This is a genomic window from Nocardioides sp. Arc9.136 (assembly GCF_030506255.1).
GTDB lineage: Bacteria > Actinomycetota > Actinomycetes > Propionibacteriales > Nocardioidaceae > Nocardioides.
Genome location: NZ_CP113431.1, coordinates 1,811,552 through 1,829,908 on the forward strand (window position 1 = coordinate 1,811,552; position 18,357 = coordinate 1,829,908).

At 74.9% G+C, this 18,357-nt stretch carries 20 protein-coding genes; 11 read left to right on the forward strand and 9 right to left on the reverse strand.

Features of this window, described 5'->3' with window-relative positions; translation table 11 throughout:
- Nucleotides 1–37: 37 nt before the first annotated feature.
- Entirely contained in the window at nt 38–1,681 is a 1,644-nt protein-coding gene (locus tag OSR43_RS08750) for an ABC-F family ATP-binding cassette domain-containing protein (RefSeq protein ID WP_302270919.1), read from the reverse strand.
- Between the two features lie 132 nt (nt 1,682–1,813).
- On the opposite strand from OSR43_RS08750, the gene OSR43_RS08755 reads away from it, so the two are divergent.
- Both OSR43_RS08755 and OSR43_RS08760 read left to right on the forward strand, forming a co-directional pair.
- The gene (locus OSR43_RS08755; protein ID WP_302270920.1) at nt 1,814–2,200 is read left to right on the forward strand and encodes a hypothetical protein; all 387 of its coding nucleotides are present in this window, start codon (nt 1,814–1,816) and stop codon (nt 2,198–2,200) included.
- An 88-nt stretch (nt 2,201–2,288) separates the two neighbouring features.
- Nucleotides 2,289–2,978 carry a DUF6766 family protein gene (locus OSR43_RS08760; protein WP_302270921.1) on the forward strand — a complete coding sequence of 230 codons (690 nt, stop codon included), beginning with the start codon at nt 2,289–2,291 and terminating at the stop codon, nt 2,976–2,978.
- A 20-nt stretch (nt 2,979–2,998) separates the two neighbouring features.
- Here the strand turns inward: OSR43_RS08760 and OSR43_RS08765 are convergent, their stop codons facing one another.
- A complete protein-coding gene (locus OSR43_RS08765; protein ID WP_302270922.1) occupies nt 2,999–3,847 on the reverse strand; it encodes a helix-turn-helix transcriptional regulator in 849 nt (282 codons plus the stop codon).
- 101 nt (nt 3,848–3,948) lie between these two features.
- Between OSR43_RS08765 and OSR43_RS08770 the strand changes: the two genes are divergently transcribed.
- On the forward strand, nt 3,949–4,713 hold the full coding sequence (locus tag OSR43_RS08770; RefSeq protein WP_302270923.1) for an SDR family oxidoreductase: 765 nt from the start codon (nt 3,949–3,951) through the stop codon (nt 4,711–4,713).
- Nucleotides 4,714–4,756: 43 nt separating this feature from the next.
- Here OSR43_RS08770 and OSR43_RS08775 read toward each other — a convergent pair whose 3' ends face one another.
- Both OSR43_RS08775 and OSR43_RS08780 read right to left on the reverse strand, forming a co-directional pair.
- Nucleotides 4,757–6,058, reverse strand: coding sequence for a D-arabinono-1,4-lactone oxidase (locus tag OSR43_RS08775; protein ID WP_302270924.1), 1,302 nt, complete (start codon nt 6,056–6,058; stop codon nt 4,757–4,759).
- A 9-nt stretch (nt 6,059–6,067) separates the two neighbouring features.
- The gene (locus OSR43_RS08780) at nt 6,068–7,288 is read right to left on the reverse strand and encodes an MFS transporter (RefSeq protein ID WP_302270927.1); all 1,221 of its coding nucleotides are present in this window, start codon (nt 7,286–7,288) and stop codon (nt 6,068–6,070) included.
- A gap of 77 nt (nt 7,289–7,365) precedes the next feature.
- Here OSR43_RS08780 and OSR43_RS08785 point away from each other — a divergent pair, with 77 nt between their 5' ends.
- From OSR43_RS08785 to OSR43_RS08795, 3 genes are all read left to right on the forward strand, one after another.
- On the forward strand, nt 7,366–8,499 hold the full coding sequence (locus OSR43_RS08785) for a ferrochelatase (protein WP_302270929.1): 1,134 nt from the start codon (nt 7,366–7,368) through the stop codon (nt 8,497–8,499).
- Nucleotides 8,496–9,341 carry an inositol monophosphatase family protein gene (locus tag OSR43_RS08790; protein WP_302270930.1) on the forward strand — a complete coding sequence of 282 codons (846 nt, stop codon included), beginning with the start codon at nt 8,496–8,498 and terminating at the stop codon, nt 9,339–9,341. The genes OSR43_RS08785 and OSR43_RS08790 overlap by 4 nt, the downstream gene beginning before the upstream one ends.
- Nucleotides 9,342–9,473: 132 nt before the next feature.
- A complete protein-coding gene (locus tag OSR43_RS08795) occupies nt 9,474–9,764 on the forward strand; it encodes a DUF4193 domain-containing protein (RefSeq protein ID WP_154611873.1) in 291 nt (96 codons plus the stop codon).
- A 99-nt stretch (nt 9,765–9,863) separates the two neighbouring features.
- Here OSR43_RS08795 and OSR43_RS08800 read toward each other — a convergent pair whose 3' ends face one another.
- Together OSR43_RS08800 and OSR43_RS08805 are read right to left on the reverse strand one after the other, a co-directional pair.
- Entirely contained in the window at nt 9,864–10,154 is a 291-nt protein-coding gene (locus OSR43_RS08800; protein ID WP_302270933.1) for a DUF4235 domain-containing protein, read from the reverse strand.
- Nucleotides 10,155–10,175: 21 nt separating this feature from the next.
- Entirely contained in the window at nt 10,176–10,670 is a 495-nt protein-coding gene (locus OSR43_RS08805; protein WP_302270934.1) for a DUF3093 domain-containing protein, read from the reverse strand.
- A 51-nt stretch (nt 10,671–10,721) separates the two neighbouring features.
- Here OSR43_RS08805 and dut point away from each other — a divergent pair, with 51 nt between their 5' ends.
- From dut to OSR43_RS08825, 4 genes are read left to right on the forward strand one after another with little or no spacing between them, the layout of a single operon-like run.
- Nucleotides 10,722–11,186, forward strand: coding sequence for a dUTP diphosphatase (gene dut, locus OSR43_RS08810; RefSeq protein WP_302270935.1), 465 nt, complete (start codon nt 10,722–10,724; stop codon nt 11,184–11,186).
- A gap of 45 nt (nt 11,187–11,231) precedes the next feature.
- Nucleotides 11,232–11,861, forward strand: coding sequence for a DUF3710 domain-containing protein (locus OSR43_RS08815; protein WP_302270936.1), 630 nt, complete (start codon nt 11,232–11,234; stop codon nt 11,859–11,861).
- Nucleotides 11,858–12,211: an OB-fold nucleic acid binding domain-containing protein gene (locus OSR43_RS08820; protein ID WP_302270937.1), complete on the forward strand. Its 354-nt coding sequence runs from the start codon at nt 11,858–11,860 to the stop codon at nt 12,209–12,211. Before OSR43_RS08815 ends, OSR43_RS08820 begins: the two co-directional genes overlap by 4 nt.
- The gene (locus tag OSR43_RS08825; RefSeq protein ID WP_302270938.1) at nt 12,208–12,939 is read left to right on the forward strand and encodes a DUF3159 domain-containing protein; all 732 of its coding nucleotides are present in this window, start codon (nt 12,208–12,210) and stop codon (nt 12,937–12,939) included. Before OSR43_RS08820 ends, OSR43_RS08825 begins: the two co-directional genes overlap by 4 nt.
- 38 nt (nt 12,940–12,977) lie before the next feature.
- On the opposite strand, the gene OSR43_RS08830 is transcribed toward OSR43_RS08825, so the two are convergent.
- Together OSR43_RS08830 and OSR43_RS08835 are read right to left on the reverse strand one after the other, a co-directional pair.
- Nucleotides 12,978–13,598: a LysE family translocator gene (locus tag OSR43_RS08830; protein ID WP_302271645.1), complete on the reverse strand. Its 621-nt coding sequence runs from the start codon at nt 13,596–13,598 to the stop codon at nt 12,978–12,980.
- Nucleotides 13,599–13,691: 93 nt separating this feature from the next.
- Entirely contained in the window at nt 13,692–15,695 is a 2,004-nt protein-coding gene (locus tag OSR43_RS08835; RefSeq protein WP_302270939.1) for an endonuclease/exonuclease/phosphatase family protein, read from the reverse strand.
- A gap of 912 nt (nt 15,696–16,607) precedes the next feature.
- Between OSR43_RS08835 and OSR43_RS08840 the strand changes: the two genes are divergently transcribed.
- A complete protein-coding gene (locus OSR43_RS08840; protein ID WP_302270940.1) occupies nt 16,608–17,618 on the forward strand; it encodes a PASTA domain-containing protein in 1,011 nt (336 codons plus the stop codon).
- Nucleotides 17,619–17,685: 67 nt separating this feature from the next.
- Here the strand turns inward: OSR43_RS08840 and OSR43_RS08845 are convergent, their stop codons facing one another.
- A complete protein-coding gene (locus OSR43_RS08845; protein WP_302270941.1) occupies nt 17,686–18,357 on the reverse strand; it encodes a TrkA family potassium uptake protein in 672 nt (223 codons plus the stop codon).

Sequence of the window (18,357 nt, forward strand, 5' to 3'; positions counted from 1 at the left end):
ACCGCGCGGCCGCCCGGGTGACCGGCGGTGGGCGGCGTCAGCCGTGCCGGACGACGACCCGGCCGGCGTCGACCTCCCACCGCTGGTCGAGGTCGACGTTCTCGAGCAGCCTGCGGTCGTGGGAGACGAGCAGCAGCGCACCGTCGTACGACGCCAGCGCCTGCTCGAGCTGCTCGATCGCCGGCAGGTCGAGGTGGTTGGTGGGCTCGTCGAGCACGAGCAGGTTGACCCCGCGGGCCTGCAGCAGCGCCATCGCCGCGCGGGTCCGCTCCCCGGGGGAGAGCCGGCCGACCGGGCTGGTGACCTGGTCGGCCTTGAGCCCGAACTTCGCCAGCAGCGTGCGGACCTCGGCCTGGGTCAGCTCGGGCACCACCGCCTCGAAGGCGGCCCCGAGGGGCAGGTCGTCGTCGAGGCCGGTGCGGGCCTGGTCGATGACGCCGATCGCGACGGAGGCGCCGAGCGACGCGGACCCGGTCCCGGGCGCGGTCCGGCCGAGGAGCAGCCGCAGCAGGGTGGTCTTGCCGGCGCCGTTGGGACCCGTGATGCCGATCCGGTCGCCGGCGCTGACCTGCAGCGAGGCCGGTCCGAACGTGAAGTCGCCCAGCCGGAGCGTCGCCTCGTTCAGCGTCGCGACCACCGAGCTGGACCGCGGTGCCGCCGCGATGTCGAACTGCAGCACCCACTCCTTGCGCGGCTCCTCGACCTCCTCGAGCCGGGCGATCCGGGACTCCATCTGCCGCACCTTCTGCGCCTGCTTCTCCGAGGACTCGGTCGCGGCGCGGCGGCGGATCTTGTCGTTGTCCGGGCTCTTGCGCATCGCGTTGCGGACGCCTTGGGAGCTCCACTCGCGCTGGACCCGGGCCCGCTTGACCAGGTCGGCGCGGGTGTCGGCGTACTCCTCGTAGGCCTCCCGGGCGTGCCGGCGGGCGACCGCACGCTCCTCGAGGAACGCGTCGTACCCGCCGTCGTAGACCGTCACCTGCCCCTGGGCGAGGTCGAGCTCGACGATCCGCGTGACGCACCGCGCCAGGAACTCCCGGTCGTGGGAGACCAGCACCACCCCGCCCCGCAGCCCCTGGACGAAGGCCTCCAGCCGCGCGAGGCCGTCGAGGTCCAGGTCGTTGGTCGGCTCGTCGAGGAGCACGACGTCGAACCGGCTCAGCAGCAGCGCCGCCAGCGCGACGCGCGCCACCTGGCCGCCGGAGAGCGAGGTCATCAGGGTGTCGGGACCGAGCGCGAGCCCCAGGTCGGCGAGCACGGGCCCGACCCGGTCCTCGAGGTCCGCAGCGCCGCTGGCCAGCCACCGGTCGAACGCCGCGGCGTACGCGTCGTCGGCACCTGCCTCGCCCGAACCGAGCGCCGACGCGGTCGCCTCCATCGTCTCCGTGGCCTCGGCGGCACCCGTGCGTCGCGCGAGGTACTGCGCGACGGTCTCGCCGGGCACCCGCTCGTGCTCCTGCGGGAGGTAGCCGACGAACGCGTCGGTGGGGGCGAGCTCGACGGTCCCGGCCATGGGCGGCACCGCACCCGCGAGCAGCCCGAGCAGGGTCGACTTGCCCGCGCCGTTGGCGCCGACCACCCCGACGACGTCGCCGGGGGCGACGGTGAGGTCGAGGCCCTCGAAGAGCACCCGGTGGCCGTGTCCGCCGGACAGGTCCCTTGCGACGAGCGTGGCGGTCACGGCGCGAGCGTAGTCGCGGCAGCGACGGACGGTTCGCCGAGGTGGGCCCGGGGTACCTCGTGCGCCCGAGCGACAGGAGGTGCGGGGGTGCGACGGCGGCACGGACGGGCGACCGGGCCCGTGGCGGGGCTGATGAGCGCGGTGGTGGCGGCGACGGCGGCGGCGCTCACCGGGTGCGGCGCCGCGGCGGACGAGGACGACGCGGCGGCGGTGGTGGACCGGTTCCACCGGGCGCTGGCCGAGGGCGACGGGCGGGCGGCGTGCCGGCTGCTGAGCCCGCGCCTGGAGTCGCAGCTGCCGGCTGCGGGGGAGTCGTGCGCGGAGGCCGTGCTGGCCAAGCAGGTGCCCGAGCCCGGCCGGCCGGTCGAGGCGTCGGTCTACGGCACGATGGCGCAGCTGCGGTACGACGGCGACACGGTGTTCCTCACCGAGCTCGAGCGGGCCGGCTGGCGCATCGTCGCCGCAGCGTGCAGCGAGGTGCCCGGGCACCCCTACGACTGCCGGGTCTCAGCGGGCTAGGGGGAGCCGTGCGCACGATGTTCTGGACCTACCTGGCCGTCATCTGGGCCGGGCTGGCGTACTTCCTGCTGATCGCGCTGAGGCACACGTGAGCGCGGGCTCGCCGGCGCGCTGGGTGCGCGAGCAGTCGCTCTCGCTGTTCTTCGGTGCGCTCTTCCTCCTCACGCTGGTGGGCCAGGCCCTCGCCGGGTGGCACCAGTTCAACGACCAGCAGCTCGCGGACGGGATGGGCCGGCTGAGCCTGGGCCAGTACCTCACCTCGGCAGACTTCGCGGTCGACGTGACCGAGAACTGGCAGAGCGAGTACCTCCAGTTCCTCGTCTTCCTCGTCGCCGGTATCTGGCTGTTCCAGAAGGGCTCCACCGAGTCCAAGAAGCTGGACCGGCCGGGCCTGGAGTCCGACGAGGATCAGGAGGTGGGTCCGCACGCGGCCGACGACTCGCCGCGCTGGGCCGCGGCCGGTGGGTGGCGCACCGGGGTGTTCTCGTCGTCCCTGACCCTGATGATGAGCGCGATCTTCCTGGTCTCCTGGCTGGCGCAGTCGGTGGCCGGCTGGGCGGCGTTCAACGAGACCCGCCTCGCGCAGCTGCAGGACCCCATCACCTGGGGCCAGTACCTCCTCAACGCCGACTTCTGGGCGCGCACCCTGCAGAACTGGCAGTCGGAGTTCCTCGCCGTCGGCTCGATGGTGATCCTGTCGGTCTACCTGCGCCAGCGCGGCTCGGCGCAGAGCAAGCCGGTCGGCGCCGCGCACGAGGAGACCGCCGACGAGGGCTGATTCCCGAGGCCGCGGCGGGGCTACCGGGCGTCGCTGAACTGCTGCGTGCCGAGCACGCCGAGCAGCCGCAGCTTCTGGTCCGACTCGCTGTGCGGCGCCGCCGTCAGGACCAGGAGCACCTGCAGCTGGTCCTCGGTGAACAGCACCTGGCAGTCCAGCTCCAGGGCGCCGACCTCGGGGTGGAGGAGCACCTTGTGGTCGGAGAACCGGCGCCCCACTTCGTGCTCCTCCCACAGCCCGGCGAACTTCGGGCTGCGCCGCTGCAGGTCCCGGACGATCTCACCGGCGCGCGAGCCCGGCCCGAGGAGCCCGTACGCCGCGCGCAGCGACGCGACCTGGGCGCGGGACTGGCGGGCGTGGTCCTCGGCGGGGTAGATCCGGCGCGAAGCCGCGGGGTCGGTGAACCAGCGGTGGATCTCGCTGCGCGCGAGACCGGTGTGCACCCGCGCGTCGCCGAAGAGCGCCCGGGCCGGCTCGTTCTGGACCAGCGCCTCGCCGAGGACGGAGAGGATCACCGCCGGGGTGTCGGTGAGCCGGTAGAGCACGCGGAGCAGCGCCGGTGCGACGTACTCCGTCCCGGTCACCTGGTCCGGCGCGCTGTGCCCGGCGATCCGGTAGAGGTAGTCCCGCTCCTCGGCCGACAGCCGCAGCGCGCGGGCCACCGCGGCGAGCATCTGGGTGCTCGGCTGCGGACCGCGCCGCTGCTCCAGGCGCGTGTAGTAGTCGGTCGACATCGTCGCGAGGAGGGCCACCTCGTCGCGACGCAGACCCGGTGTGCGCCGCCGCGGCCCGGCCGGGGGGCCGACGTCGGCGGGCTGCAGCCCGTGCCGGTGGCGGGTCAGGAAGTCGGCCAGGGCGTCGCGGTCCACGTGCCCGAGTATCCGCGCCACTGCCACCGCGAGCCAGGGACCGCGGATCCCTGGACGAGCGCTCTCTGCCCGGCCCGGTGCGGGGCGGCCAGCCTGGGAGCATGCGAATCCACGGCAACACGATCTTCGTCCCCGGCGCCACCAGCGGCATCGGCCTCGCCCTCGCGCTGCGGCTCCACGAGCTCGGCAACACGGTCGTGGTCGGCGGTCGCCGCACCGAGCTGCTCGAGCGGATCGCCGCCGAGCACCCCGGGCTGCACACCGTGCGGATCGACACCACCGACCCGGTCAGCATCGACGAGGCCGCCACCGAGGTCCTCGCCGCCCACCCCGACCTCGACGTCCTGGTGACGATGGCCGGCATCATGCGCGTCGAGGACTGGACGACGCCCGCCGGCTTCCTGACCAGCGCGGAGGAGACCGTCACCACCAACCTGCTCGGCCCCATCCGGCTGGTCGCCGCGTTCATCGAGCACCTGCGCACCCGCCCCGAGGCGACGATCATGACGGTGTCCTCTGGCCTGGCGTTCGCGCCGCTGCGGGCCACGCCGAGCTACAACGCCACCAAGGCCGCGATCCACATGCTCAGCGAGTCCCTCCGGCTCCAGCTCGCGGACACCGGCGTGCGGGTCGTGGAGCTGGAGCCGCCGTCGGTGCGGACGGGACTGCTCCCCGGGCAGGAGACCAGCGAGCTGGCCATGCCGCTCGACGACTTCGTCGCCGAGGTCGTGGGGCTGATCGAGGCCGATCCCGACGCGACCGAGATCCAGGTGGAGAACGTCAAGTTCCTGCGGTACGGCGAGGCGCGGGGCGACTACGACCAGGTCGTGGCCACGCTCAACCGGCTCGACCCGCACGGGCGCTGAGCCGGGTGCTCGGCCGACCGCCGACGGCGCGGCCGGCCCGACGTCAGGCGCCCAGCACCCGCCGCAGGTAGGCGTTGGCGAAGACCCGCTCGGGGTCGAGGCGCTCGCGCAGGGCGAGGAAGTCGCCGAAGCGCGGGTAGACCCCGGCGAGGTCGTCGGCGGTCATCGAGTGCACCTTTCCCCAGTGCGGGCGGCCCCCGGCGGCGCGCAGGACCGGCTCCACGAGGCCGAAGTAGCGACGGTGGTCGGCGCCGCGGTGGGTGTGGAAGGCCAGGTACAACGAGTCCCGCCCGGACGCGGTGGAGAGGGGGACGTCGTCGGCGGGGGTGGAGCGCACCTCGACGGGGAAGCTGACCGTCACGTCCGCGGCCTCGACGACCCGCCGGCACTCGCGCAACACCTCGAGGCCGTCCGCGCGCGGCACGGCGTACTCCATCTCCTTGAAGACCACGTGCCGCGGCGAGACGAACACCCGGTGCGCGACGTCGCTGTAGGTCCGGGCGCCGAGGGCGCGGGCGCTGAGCTGGTTCATGCGGGGGATCACCCCGGGGACGCGGTTGGCGCCCGCGGCGAGCACGCCGAAGAGCTGGTTGGAGAGGAAGTCGTCGTCGAGCCAGGCGCGCCAGCGGGGCAGCGGCTCGGCCTCGTCGGGCGGCGCGGCGAGCCGGTCGTTGCGCTTGACCAGCGTCCGGTCGGTGTGCGGGAACCAGTAGAGGTCGACGTGGTGGCTGGACGCCGTCATCTCGTCGTACGCCGCGAGCGCGGCGTCCCACGCCATCGGCTCCTCGCGCGCCTCGAGGAGGAAGAGCGGCTCGACCCGGAACGTCAGCGTGGTGAGGATCCCGAGCGCCCCCAGCCCGACCCGGGCGGTCTCGAGCACGTCGGGGTTCTCCTCGGCGCTCGCGCGCAGCAGCTCCCCGGTGCCGGTGACCAGCTCGAGGCCCGCCAGCTGGGCGGCCAGCCCGCCCGCGATGCCGCCGGTGCCGTGGGTGCCGGTCGAGACGGCGCCGGCGATGGTCTGCTCGGCGATGTCGCCCATGTTGTGCAGGCTGAGGCCGAGCAGCTCGAGGCCCTCGTTGAGGTCCTGCAGCCGGGTGCCGGCCAGGGCGGTGACGGTCATCGCCTCGCGGTCGACCGACACGATCCCGGTCATGCCCGAGGGCACCAGCATCGTCTCCTCGGGCGCCGCAACCGCGGTGAAGGAGTGGCCGGTGCCGACCATCTTCACCGTGCTGCGGCGGGCGCGCGCCCGCTCGACCTCCGCCACGACGGCGGCGACGCTCCCCGGGCGCACGACCCGGCTCGGCCGTGCGCTCTCCAGCCCCGACCAGTTGCTCCACTCCACGGGCGCAACCTATCCCGCGTCGGACGGCTCCCGGGGCCGGTCGGCGCGAGCGGCCCCCGACGGGATCGCCTGTGCGGCGAGCGCGGCGACCAGGCCGGCGACGAGGCAGACGAGGTATGCCGCCGACGCACCGGAGTGGTCGACCACGAAGCCGCTGACGGTGGCGCCGGGCGCGACACCGGCGACCAGGCCGGTCTGCATGATCGCCATGCCCTCGGTGAGTCGCGCGGAGGGGACCGACTGCTCGGTGAGGGACATCGTCGCGACGAGGGTGGGTGCGATCGCCACGCCACCGGCGAGCAGCACCGCGCCCATCACCCACACCGAGTCGACGAGGAAGAGCGGCGCCATCGCGCACGCCATCGCGAACGCGCCCCAGCGCACCCGCACCACCGGCCCGCTGCGCCAGGTGACGGCGCCGGTGACGAAGCCGGCCACCAGGCTGCCCAGCGCCCACAGGGCGAGCAGCCCGCCGGCGTACGCCTCGTTGCCCTGCGCCTCGGAGAAGGCGACCGTGGTGACCTCGGCGGCACCGAACAGCACCCCCATCGCCGCGCTCACGACCGCCAGGGGCGCGATCGTCCGCCACGGCAGGGGCGGCCGGGCGCCCGTGCTGCGGTCGTGGCGGCGCGCCGGTGGCTCGGTGGCGTGCTGGGAGGCGAAGAAGAGGCTGCCGCCGACCCCGGCGACGATGGCCACCGCCAGGCCCGCGACCGGGTCGACCGTGGTCGCGAGCAGGGTGACCAGGATCGGCCCGAGGATGAAGACCGCCTCGTCGGCGACCGCCTCCAGCGCGTACGCCGTCTGCTTGTCGCTCGGCTGATCCAGCACCCACGACCAGCGCGCGCGCACGCACGAGCCGATCTGGGGCAGCGACCCGCCGGCGAGGGCGGCGGCGAGGTACGTCGCGCCGATCGGCCAGTCGGCCTCCACCGACGTGATCAGCAGCACCATGGCGGCACCGAAGACGAGGGTGGCGGTCGCGAGCACGCGCGCCTGGCCGACGGCGTCGAGCAGCCGGCCCTGGACGATCGCGAGGACCGCGTTGGCGACCATGTACGCCGCCGACACCGCACCCGCGACGCCGTAGGACCCGGTGGAGGACTCCACGAGCAGCACGATGCCCAGGCCGACCATCGAGATCGGCAGGCGCGCGACCAGCCCGGTGGCCGAGAAGAGGGCGGCACCGGGCCGCGAGAGGATCCGGCGGTAGCGGGCGAGAGCGGTCATGGCGGGCACAACGTAGGACGGCCCGGGGAGCCCCCACCAATCGCCGGGCGTCAGGCCGCGATCCATACGATGAGGCCATGTCCAGCCCTGCTGCCGCCTCCGACCCGACGCCGTACGACGCCCTCCTCCTCGTGTCCTTCGGTGGCCCGGAGGCCCCCGAGGACGTGGTCCCCTTCCTGGAGAACGTGACCCGCGGCCGGGGCATCCCGCGCGAGCGCCTCGAGCAGGTCGGCGAGCACTACTACCTGTTCGGCGGCAAGTCCCCGATCAACGACCAGAACCGGGCCTTCCTCCGGGGCCTGCGCGCCGACCTCGCCGAGGCCGGCCTGGACATCCCCGTCTACTGGGGCAACCGCAACTGGGACCCCTACCTGACCGACACCCTCGCGCAGATGGCGGCCGACGGGGTGCAGCGCGCGGCGTGCTTCATGACCAGCGCCTACTCATCCTGGTCCAGCTGCCGGCAGTACCGGGAGAACCTCCACGACGCCGTGGCCGCCCTGCCCGAGGGGTCCCCGGCGCCGAAGCTGGACAAGCTGCGCCACTACTTCAACCACCCCGGCTTCGTGGAGCCGGTCGTCGACGCGACCCTCGCCGCGCTGGCCGAGCTGCCCGAGGACGTGCGCGACGGGGCACACCTGGCGTTCGTCACCCACTCGATCCCCACCCAGATGAACGACCTCAGCGGGCCCCCGGAGCAGGGTGGCGGCGCCTACGTCCGCCAGCACCTCGACGTCGCCTCCGTCGTCACCGACCGGGTCCGCGAGGAGACCGGCCGCGACCACCCCCACGAGCTCGTCTACTGCTCGCGCTCGGGCGCCCCGCACGTCCCGTGGCTCGAGCCGGACGTCAACGACCACCTCGCCGCGCTCAAGGAGCAGGGGGCCCCCGGGGTGGTGATGGTCCCGGTCGGGTTCGTCTCCGACCACATGGAGGTCATCTACGACCTCGACACCGAGGCCATGGCGACGGCGGAGGAGCTCGGCCTGCCGGCCCGCCGCGCCGGGACCGCCGGCACCGACCCGCGCTTCGTCCGGGCCGTCCGCGACCTGCTGGTCGAGCGCGCCGCGGTCGAGCGGGGCGAGGAGGTGGTCCGCAACGCGGTGGGCACAACCGGACCGATGTGGGACCGCTGCCCGGTGGGCTGCTGCGCCAACCCGCGCGGCGCCAGGCCGACGCTGACCGGCGAGCGCGAGCCGATCGACCAGTGAGCCGGCCCCCGGCAGCACAGCTGCGCGACCTCGCCCTCGAGGCCGCCCGGGCGGCGGTGGTGCTGGTGCGCGAGCACGCCGCCCTCGGTGTCGGCGTCGCGGCGACCAAGAGCAGCGAGGTCGACGTGGTCACCGAGGCCGACCGGGCCAGCGAGGCGCTGGTCCGCTCCCTCCTGCTCGAGCGGCGGCCCGACGACGCGGTCCTGGGCGAGGAGGGCGACGACGTGGCCGGCACCAGCGGGGTGCGCTGGGTCGTCGACCCGATCGACGGGACCGTCAACTTCCTCTACGGCCTCCCGCAGTACGCCGTGTCCATCGCCGCGGAGGTGGCCGGGCCCGACGGCACCGAGGTGGTCGCGGGGGTCGTGGTCAACGCCGCGACCGGCACCGAGTACGCCGCGCACGTGGCCGACGACGGCACCGCCGTGGCGACCCGGGACGGCTCACCGATCGCCGTCGCCGGGCCCACCCCGCTGGCGCGCCGGCTCGTGGGGACCGGCTTCTCCTACGACAGCGGCCTGCGCGAGCTCCAGGCGCGCGCGCTCGTCCGCCTCCTGCCGCGCGTGCGCGACGTACGCCGGCTCGGGTCCTGCGCCCTGGACCTGTGCCACGTGGCGGAGGGCTCGCTCGACGGGTACGTCGAGGAGGGCGTGCACCTGTGGGACCACGCCGCGGGTGCCCTCGTCGCCCGCGCCGCGGGTGCCCGGACGGCTCTGCTCACCGGCGTCGGCGGCCGTGACCTGATGGTCTGCGCGCCCGCCCACGGGTTCGACGAGCTGCTCGCCGCGGTGGTCGACGCGGGCTACGCCGCGGAGCCGCCCGCGGGGCCCGCCGCCGGTTGAGAGCGGGGGAATAGGGCACCGACAGCCGACGTTCCGGACACGCCCCGCCGAATGGTGTGGGCAACCGCCGGCCGGTCGTGCACAATCTGGCGCCGTCGGCGGCACACCGAGCCCGAGGGGAGTGAGCGACGCATGGCGACGGACTACGACGCACCGCGCAAGAACGAGGAAGAGCAGTCCGAGGAGTCGATCGAGGAGCTCAAGGCGCGTCGCCACGACAAGAACTCCGGCAAGGTCGACGAGGACGAGGCGGAGGCCGCCGAGTCCTTCGAGCTCCCCGGCGCCGACCTGTCGCACGAGGAGCTCGCCGTCGAGGTGAAGCCCAAGCAGGACGACGAGTTCACCTGCATGAGCTGCTTCCTGGTGCACCACCGCAGCCAGCTGGCCGACGAGAAGAAGATGATCTGCCGCGACTGCGTCTGACGCAGCGCACGATGCGAAGGCCCGCGACCACCTGGTCGCGGGCCTCTCTGCATCCTGGGGGACGGCGGTGGTGCTCCGCGCCGCCCGGCAGGCGTCCTGCTACTGGTCGTCCTTGCGCAGCTCCGGCGGCAGGTGGCCGGTGGAGCGGGCGTAGTACGACGCAGCCCGACGCTGGGCCAGCATCCGCGCCAGGCCGACGGCGATGCCGCTGGCGATCGCCCACGCGACCGCCTCGCGCAGCTCGACATCGGGGTCGGCCGGGTTCTCGGGCGGCTTCTTGCCGGTCGCCACGCGCCAGGTCCGGTCCAGCCCCTTCTTGGCCAGCGCGGCCGCGCCGAGGGCCGAGACGAGGGAGAAGACCGACCACACCTTGGAGGAGTCAGATGCCATGGCGCGACAGTACCCAGCCGCTCACGCGGACATGTCGCCGTGCCGGGCCGTGCGCATCGACTCGACCGCGGCGGCCAGCTCGTCGGGGCGGCGCGAGCTGATCAGCCAGTACGGCGCCGGGTCGGCCGGGTCGGTCACCTCGACCTTGACCGCGCGCTTGAGGTAGGGCCGCAGCAGCAGGTAGGCGCGGGCGTCCGCCTCCGGGCCGGCGACCCGCTTGGTCTCGCCCGCGTCGAGCGCCCGGGCCCCGCCCAGGTGCTCCGCGCCGATGCGGGCGCGGCCGGCGCGCAGCTCGCCGTCGGCCACGACGACCCGCGGCGCGCCGTACCCGACGAGCAGCGCGGCCATCAGCAGGAGGACCACGGCGGTGATGCTCCAGGCGACGACGCCGGGGACCGCGACCACGAGGGCGAGCCAGAGGGTCGCCACGAACATCGTCGACTGGACCCACCAGCGCAGGGGCACGCCGAGCCGCTCGTGGTGGTCGGCGGGAGTGGCGGGGACGGGCGCTGGCACGGGGTACAGCCTCCCATCCCCGGCGTGGCGCGCCTGTTCTAGGGTCCGGGCGTGACCGCCTCGCAACCCCGCCTGGAGATCCAGGTCGTCCGGCTCGACCCCGGCCTGCCGCTGCCGGCGTACGCCCACCCCGGCGACGCCGGCGCCGACCTGCTCACCACCGTCGACGTGGTCCTCGCGCCGGGGGAGCGGGCGCTGGTCCCGACGGGCATCGCGCTCGCCCTGCCCGAGGGGTACGTCGGCCTGGTGCACCCGCGGTCCGGGCTCGCCGCCAGGCACGGCGTCTCCATCGTCAACGCCCCCGGCACCATCGACGCGGGCTACCGCGGCGAGGTGAAGGTGCTCCTGGTCAACCTCGACCCCACCGAGCCGGTCGAGCTGCGCCGCGGCGACCGCGTCGCCCAGCTGGTGGTGCAGCGCTTCGAGAGCGCGGCCTTCGTGGAGGTCGACGTCCTGCCTAACTCCGAGCGCGGGACCGGAGGTTACGGTTCTACTGGAGGGTTCGGTCGTCCGTGACCGGCCTGCGCCGCGTCGTGTGATGGCCAGTCGAGGGAGAAGCTCGTGAAGTTCCGCCGCAAGTCCGCCGAGTCCACGCCCGAGGGCGGTCCGGCCGACAGCGCCGCGGGGGGCGGGGAGCCCCTCGCGCCCGCCGGGCCGTACGACGTCTCCGAGCTCCCGCCCGGGGACGGCGAGCGGGTCGACCTCGGGTCGCTCCTGATCGGCGCCTCGTCGGGCCGTGAGCTGCGGCTGCAGGTCGACGAGAGCACCGGCGAGGTGCAGGCGGTGCTCCTGACCGGCGAGGACGGTGCGTTGGAGCTGCGCGCCTTCGCCGCCCAGCGCAACGGGGACCTCTGGAGCGAGCTGCGCCCGCGGATCGTGGCCGAGATGGGCCAGCGCGGCGGCACGGCGACCGAGGTCGAGGGCCGGTTCGGCACCGAGCTGGCCTGCCAGCTGCCCGTGACGCGCCCCGACGGCCAGCGCGTGGTGCAGCCCTCGCGGATCATCGGCGTCAACGGCCCCCGCTGGCTGCTGCGCGCCACGCTGATCGGCCGGCCCGCCGTGGACCCCGAGGTGTACGAGGAGTGGGAGGACGTCATCACCACGATCGCCGTGCGCCGCGGCGAGGGTGCGGTCCCGCCCGGCGAGCCGCTCCCCGTGACCATGCCCGAGGGCGCGAGGCGGCTCGGATGAGCAGGCTGCGCCGCAGCCTGTCGCGCTGGGCCGACACCAGCGACCAGCACGCGCGCGACCTCCGCAAGACCTACGCCGCGCCGGACTGCGCGACGATCGCCGCCGCGCCCGAGCGCGAGCGGGTGCACCTGCGCGGCACGCTGCGCACGGTCACGCTGCGTCCCCGGGGCGGGGTCCCCGCCCTCGAGGCGGACCTGTTCGACGGCTCCGGCGTCATCACCGTCGTGTGGCTGGGCCGTCGGCAGATCGCCGGCATCACGCCGGGCCGCTCGATCGACGTGCAGGGCAGGATCGGCACCCACGACGGGGTGCGGATGATGTACAACCCGCGCTACGAGCTGCTGCCGTGACGACGGGCCACCCGACGGACCAGCCCGAGCGGGCACCCGAGCCGCAGCCCACGGTCGAGACCGTCGAGTCGGTCGTCCGCGCCCAGCTCGCCAAGGCGCTCGGCGGCCGCCGCGGCATGGTCGAGGCAGCGGTCCCGACCATCCTGTTCACCCTGCTGTGGCTGACCACCCGCGAGCTCGTGCTCGCCCTCGCGGTGAGCGTGGCCGCGGCGGTCGCGGCCCTGGTGGTGCGGCTGGTGCAGCGCTCGACGGTGCAGTTCGCGGCCAACGCGCTGTTCGGCATCGGCATCGGCTGGCTCTTCGTCCGGATCGCCGCGAGCCGCGGCGGCAGCGAGGACGACCAGGCGCTCGCGTACTTCCTGCCCGGCATCCTCTACAACGGCGGCTACACCGTCGTGCTGGCCCTGACCTGCCTGGTGGGGTGGCCACTGGTCGGCTTCATGGTCGGCAGCGTCACCGGCGACCCGACCGCCTGGCACGAGGACCGGCAGGTGGTCCGCCTCTGCAGCACGCTGACCTGGCTCCTGGTCCTGCCCTGCTTCCTGCGCGTCGTCGTCCAGGCCCCGCTGTGGCTGGCCGGCCACGGGGACGCGATGGACGTCGACACCGTGGTCGCCGCGCTGGGCGTGCTGAAGATCGCCCTCGGCTGGCCGCTCCAGCTCGCCGCGCTCGCGGCGATGGCGTGGGTGCTGGGCCGCGACCGCACGCCGGTGCGCCCGACGGCCTGACGGCGTACGTCGCGGGGTCGTCCTGGGTCGGTCCTGGATCAGTCTGTTGTCGCGAGGAGGCCGCCGCCGAGCAGGCCGAGCCCGGCGCCGGTGGTGCGGTCCCACCACCGCCGGACGCGGTCGCGGCGGAGCAGCCCGCCGAGCCTCGCGCCGACGAGCACCACGGCGGCCCAGGCCACCAGGCCGAGGAGCACGTCCAGGGCGCCCAGCACGCTGACCTGCACCCAGGTCGGGGCCGGGCCGGAGACGAACTGCGGCAGCACGGCGGCGAAGAACAGCACGGCCTTGGGGTTCAGCAGGTTGGTCAGGAAGCCCTGGAGGAAGCTGGACCGGTCGGCGTGCGGTGCGTCGGTCCTCGGCTGCTCGGCGCTCCCCGCGGGCGCCGCTCCCCGGAAGGTCGGGACGACCAGGCGGCCGGCGAGGTAGAGCAGGTACAGGCCGCCGAGCACCCGCACCGTCGTGAGGAGGTCCGGGTGCCGCGACAGGAGCACCGACAGGCCGACCACCGACAGCAGGACGTGCACGCAGAGCCCGAGCTGGGCCCCCAGTGCCGCCGCCACCCCGAGCCGCCGGCCCCGCGTGGCCGCCCGGAGATCACGACGAAGTCGGGCCCCGGCACGAGGTAGGCCAGCAGCACCACGCCGACGAAGGTCACCCAGCTCACGTCCACGGACGTGCGGTACCCAGCGCGGTCGGCGGCAGCGGGGGAGGAGCGGACCCCTCGAACCGGCCGGTGGTGGCCGCCGGACCGCTCAGCGGGTCGCGCGCAGGTCCGTGAAGGCGTCGAGGTAGGCCTGCACGGCCGCGGGGTCGCTCACCTCGAGCGTGAGCGCGCTGCTGGTCGCCGCGCTGTCGGTCCACACCGGGCCGCCGACCCAGGCCCGGCTCGCGCCGTCGGCGCCGCCGTACCGTCCGGAGACGACCAGGCTGGTCTGCGCCACCTTGGCGACGGCCACGGGAACTCCGGCAGCGGTCAGGCGCTGGCGCACGCCGCTGAGGACACCGGGGCCGGTCACGGTCGAGACGTCGCAGCCGGCGCGGCGCAGCTCGGCGAGCCGGTCGGCGATGACCCGCCCCCGCTCTCCGGCCCAGGACCGCACGACCGCGCGCACCACGGTGGGTGCCTGGGTGCCGCCGCACCCGACGCCCGCGAGGGCGTCGACGACGGGGTCGCCCTCCGCGGGGGAGGCGCCGGTCCCGGCCGCCGGTGCGGTCGGGGTGGTGGGTGCGGTCGGGGTGGTGGGGTCGGTCGGGGTGGTGGGGTCGGTCGGGGTGGTGGGAGGCAGGACCACGCCCGCGGCGGCCGCCAGGCGGTCGACCTCGGCGGTGTACGCCGCGTGGGTCGCCGGGTCGGTCGACAGGAACGCCGTCGTCCAGCCGGTGGTGCTCGCGGAGCTCGCGGGGGCGCTGCCCACGACGGTGAGGGGAGTGGTGCGCGCCAGCCGGTCGACCGTGATCACCTCGAGCTCGTGGCGCCCGCCGCCCAGGCACTCCGTGCCGCAGACCAGCGCGTACGACGTGGGGTCGGTGTCGTCCGCGGTGCCGGTGCCGAGGGCGGTCTGGAGGCGCGCGAGGCTGTCGCTCGTGCCGCCGGCGACGACCCGCACGGCGACGCCCTCGGCCGCGGCACCGGCGAGGGCCGCCTCGAGGAGCGGGTCGGTCAGCCGGGCGGTGGCGAGCCGGACGAGGTCGCCAGGCTCGGCGTTCCGGATCGCGCGGAGCTGGCGGTCGCGCACGGCCGTCTGCTCGGCGGGCGTGCCGGACGGGTCGTTGAAGACCGGCCCGTCGGTCAGCAGCGACGCCGGCTGGTAGGTCACGACGACCGGGTCGTGGTCGGAGGCGAAGCCACGCACCACGCGGCGGCTGGTGGGCGCCAGGCCGCCGGCGTCGCGCACGGTCATCGTGTAGTCCAGCAGCGACGTCGGCCCGCGGGAGCCGGTCAGTGGCATGTCGAAGCGGACGAGCGCGCCGAGGGCGCTGGTCGGCAGCCCCGCGTTGCGACGCCGACGGTCGGCGAGGTAGTTGACGTTCAGGTCACCGCCCGCGAACACGTGCTCGGTCGTCGTGAACACGTGCTCGATCTCGGCCCGCAGCAGCTGCAGGTGCTTGCGCAGGCGGGGGATGCGGCGCATGTCCGAGAGCCGGGCGTCCTTCGACGCCTGGGCGATCGTGTGGGTGTTGACCAGCCCGAAGACCTCGCCCGTGGCGATCTCGCGCAGCCGCACCGAGTTGATGTAGCGCGCGGGGGTGACGCCCGGCTCCGACCCGTGAACCTTGATCGTCCGGCCGTCGAGCAGCCGGAAGCGGGCCCGGTCCCAGATGATCGGGATCGCCCCGCCGCCGGTGGTCGGCATGTACCAGCCCCAGTCGGCCGCCTGCAGCACGCTCATCAGGTTGCGACGGTCCTCGGCGTCGGAGAACTCCTGGAGGCCGCCCGCGTCGCCGAGGGTCAGCGCGCGACGTACGTCGGCCATGGCCCCGGCCGGCCGCAGGCAGTGGCAGACGTTGAAGGTGAAGGCACGGAACGGCGCGCTCGTGACCGGCTCGGCCGGCACCGTGACGGGGACCGTGGCCTGGCTCGTCGGGGTCGCCTGGGTCGTGGGAGCGGCGGCGGTGGCCGGCGCGGCCAGCCCGACCCCGAGGAGCAGGGCTGCCGTTCCGGCCGTTAGCGACCTCGTCAGGGACCTCGTCAGCGGTCCGGTCGGCGCGGGACGCCACACGTCCCGCAGCCGTCGCGCCTGGTCCTGAGCCGTCATCACTGCCTCCTGCTGGGGCGGTGGGGCGCCCCTCGTCGGACGGCCGGGACGCCGTCGCCGGTAGATCACACCAGTCACACCCGTTACACGACAAGCGGATCCGGCGAACTACGGGCCTGTAGTTCCGGGAGAGCGGGTGTGCCGATCGTGCCCCGCGCCGCTCAGCGGGGTCCGGCGTCGAGCGCCGGGCGGCATGGACCCGGCAGGCCCCTGCCGCCGGACGGGGGGTCGACGCAGACCGGGCGACCCGCTGCCGAGGGCGGACCCACCGTCGGCATCGGGACCGGCGGGCGCTCCGACCGCCAGCGCGGCATGGGGACCAGCGGGGTCCCTCCCGGCCGCGCCGTCGGGATGGGGACCGGCACGGGGACCGGGACCTCGAGGGACGGACCGGCGCCGGACAGTGGCTCCGCGCCGGCACCGACGTACGACGGCCAGGGCTCGGTGTCCGGCGCGCCCACGGCGGCCGGTGCGGCGAGGACCGCTCCGGTGGTGCAGGCGCAGCACAGCGCGCGGAACAGGGTCCTCATGTCCGTAGGACGCGCGGGCAGGGCCGCGGGTTGCACGGGCTCGTTCGGTGGAACCCGCGCGGTGGGTGTCCCCGTCAGAGGTCCGGAGCGACCACGGACGAGGAGCGGCGCGATGGGTGAGGGACGACGCAGCGGGCAGGAAACTGGTGGGGCGCCCGGACGACGCGGACGACCCCGGCGACCCCGGCGACCCCGGGCCACCTCGGCCGCGCTGGTGGTCGCCGTCTGCGTCGCCCCTTCGTTGGCGTCCTGCTCCGACGGGGAGGGGGCGGATGCGGCCGGTCGCCGGACGGTGCGCGCTGACCCCGTGAACCCCGCCGACCCCCACGGCCGTGCCGGGCCAGGGAGTGCCCCCGGCCCCCGCCGGGTGGGGGTCGGGGGCGTGACGGTGGCCGTCCCCGCGGCCTGGGGGACAGGCCTGACCCGCTGCCTGAAGCCGGTCGCGCCGACGGTCTACCTGGAGACGGGAGCCATGACCGACTGCGCCGACGAGCCGACCGACCGCGAGCGGCGCGTGCCGTCCCTCGCCGTCGTCGACCCCACGAGCGGGCTGGGGGAGGCGCTGCTGGCCCGGCTCCGGCCCGCGGGGGAGGTCGACGGTGACGGGGTGCTGGACAGCGGCCCCGGCTGCCTCCCGCACGTCCCGCTGCTGCCCGGACCGGAGCACGGCCGGGCGGAGTCGTGCTCGTCGGCCGTCGCGGTGCCGGAGGCGGGGGCCCTGTTCGTCGCCACCGCCTGGGGAGCGGAGGCGCAGGCGACGGTCGCGGGCATCCGGTCCTCCCTCGCGGTCCTGCCGCCGGGGTACATCACAGTGCCGCTGGCGGGACGAGGGTCGGCGTACACGCCGGGGACCGGCGCCCCGGCGGCCACGGTCCCCGCCCTCGCCTCGGCGATCGAGGACGCAGGCCTCCGGGTGGAGACGGTGAGGGACGGCCGCACCGACGTCCACGAGGGCACTTACCTCGGCGCCGACCCGCCGCTCGGCACGCCGCTCCCGCGCGGCGCGACCGTGACGCTCCGGCTGGCCTCCGGTGCCCATCCCGGCGGCCGCCCCGCCAGACAGCCCGGCGGCACCGGCGACCCGGCGTACCGCCGGTGGCTGGCTCGGGGCCCGCTGCCGGGGTGCGGCACCGACGAGAGGAAGCCGGAGGGCGACCTGGCCGACGAGCCCTACGCCGCCTGCCTCCGCGAGGCCCTCGCGGGCGGCACCGGCGCCGAGGCCGTCGTGACGACGACGACCCGCGAGGGAGACCCCGTCGTCAGCTACCTGCGTGTCACGCCGGCGGGCGACGTCGAACGCTACGTCGACTCGACCCAGGACGACTTCGGGGTGCGCGGGTGGCGGTACCGGACCTGCCCCGACCTGGCCGCCGCCCTGCGGGGCGGCTGCTGACCGGCCGCTCGCGCCGCCCCAGCCGGGGGAGCGGCGAGCGCGGAGGTGGTCGACCTACGACGGGCCCTCAGCCGCCGTGGTTGGAGGGGGCGAGCAGCCGCTCCAGGGCGTCCTCGCCCTCGGCCGGCACCACGAACAGGAGCTCGTCGCCCGACTCGACCGGCTGCTCGGCGTTCGGCACGTAGACCTGGCCGTCCCGCAGGATCGTGACCAGGGCGCAGTTCTCCGGCAGCGGGATCAGCCCGCTCGGCTTGCCGACGTACGGCGAGTCGGACGGGAGCGTCATCTCGACCAGGTTGGCGTTGCCCTGGCGGAAGGTGAACAGCCGCACCAGGTCGCCGACCGTGACCGCCTCCTCGACGAGCGCGGACATGATCCGCGGGGTCGACACGTTCACGTCGACCCCCCACGCCTCGGTGAAGAGCCACTCGTTGTTCGGGTGGTTGACGCGGCCGACGGTCCGCGGCACGCCGAACTCGGTCTTGGCCAGCAGGGAGGTCACGAGGTTGACCTTGTCGTCCCCTGTTGCGGCGATGACGACGTCGCAGCGGTCCATCCGCGCCTCCTCCAGCGAGGAGAGCTCGCAGGAGTCGGCGAGCAGCCACTCGGCGTCGGGGACGCGCTCGGGCCGGATCGAGTCCGGGTTCTTGTCGATCAGCAGGACCTCGTGGCCGTTGTGGATCAGCTCTCGGGCGATGGAGCGGCCGACGGCTCCGGCTCCGGCGATGGCGACGCGCAC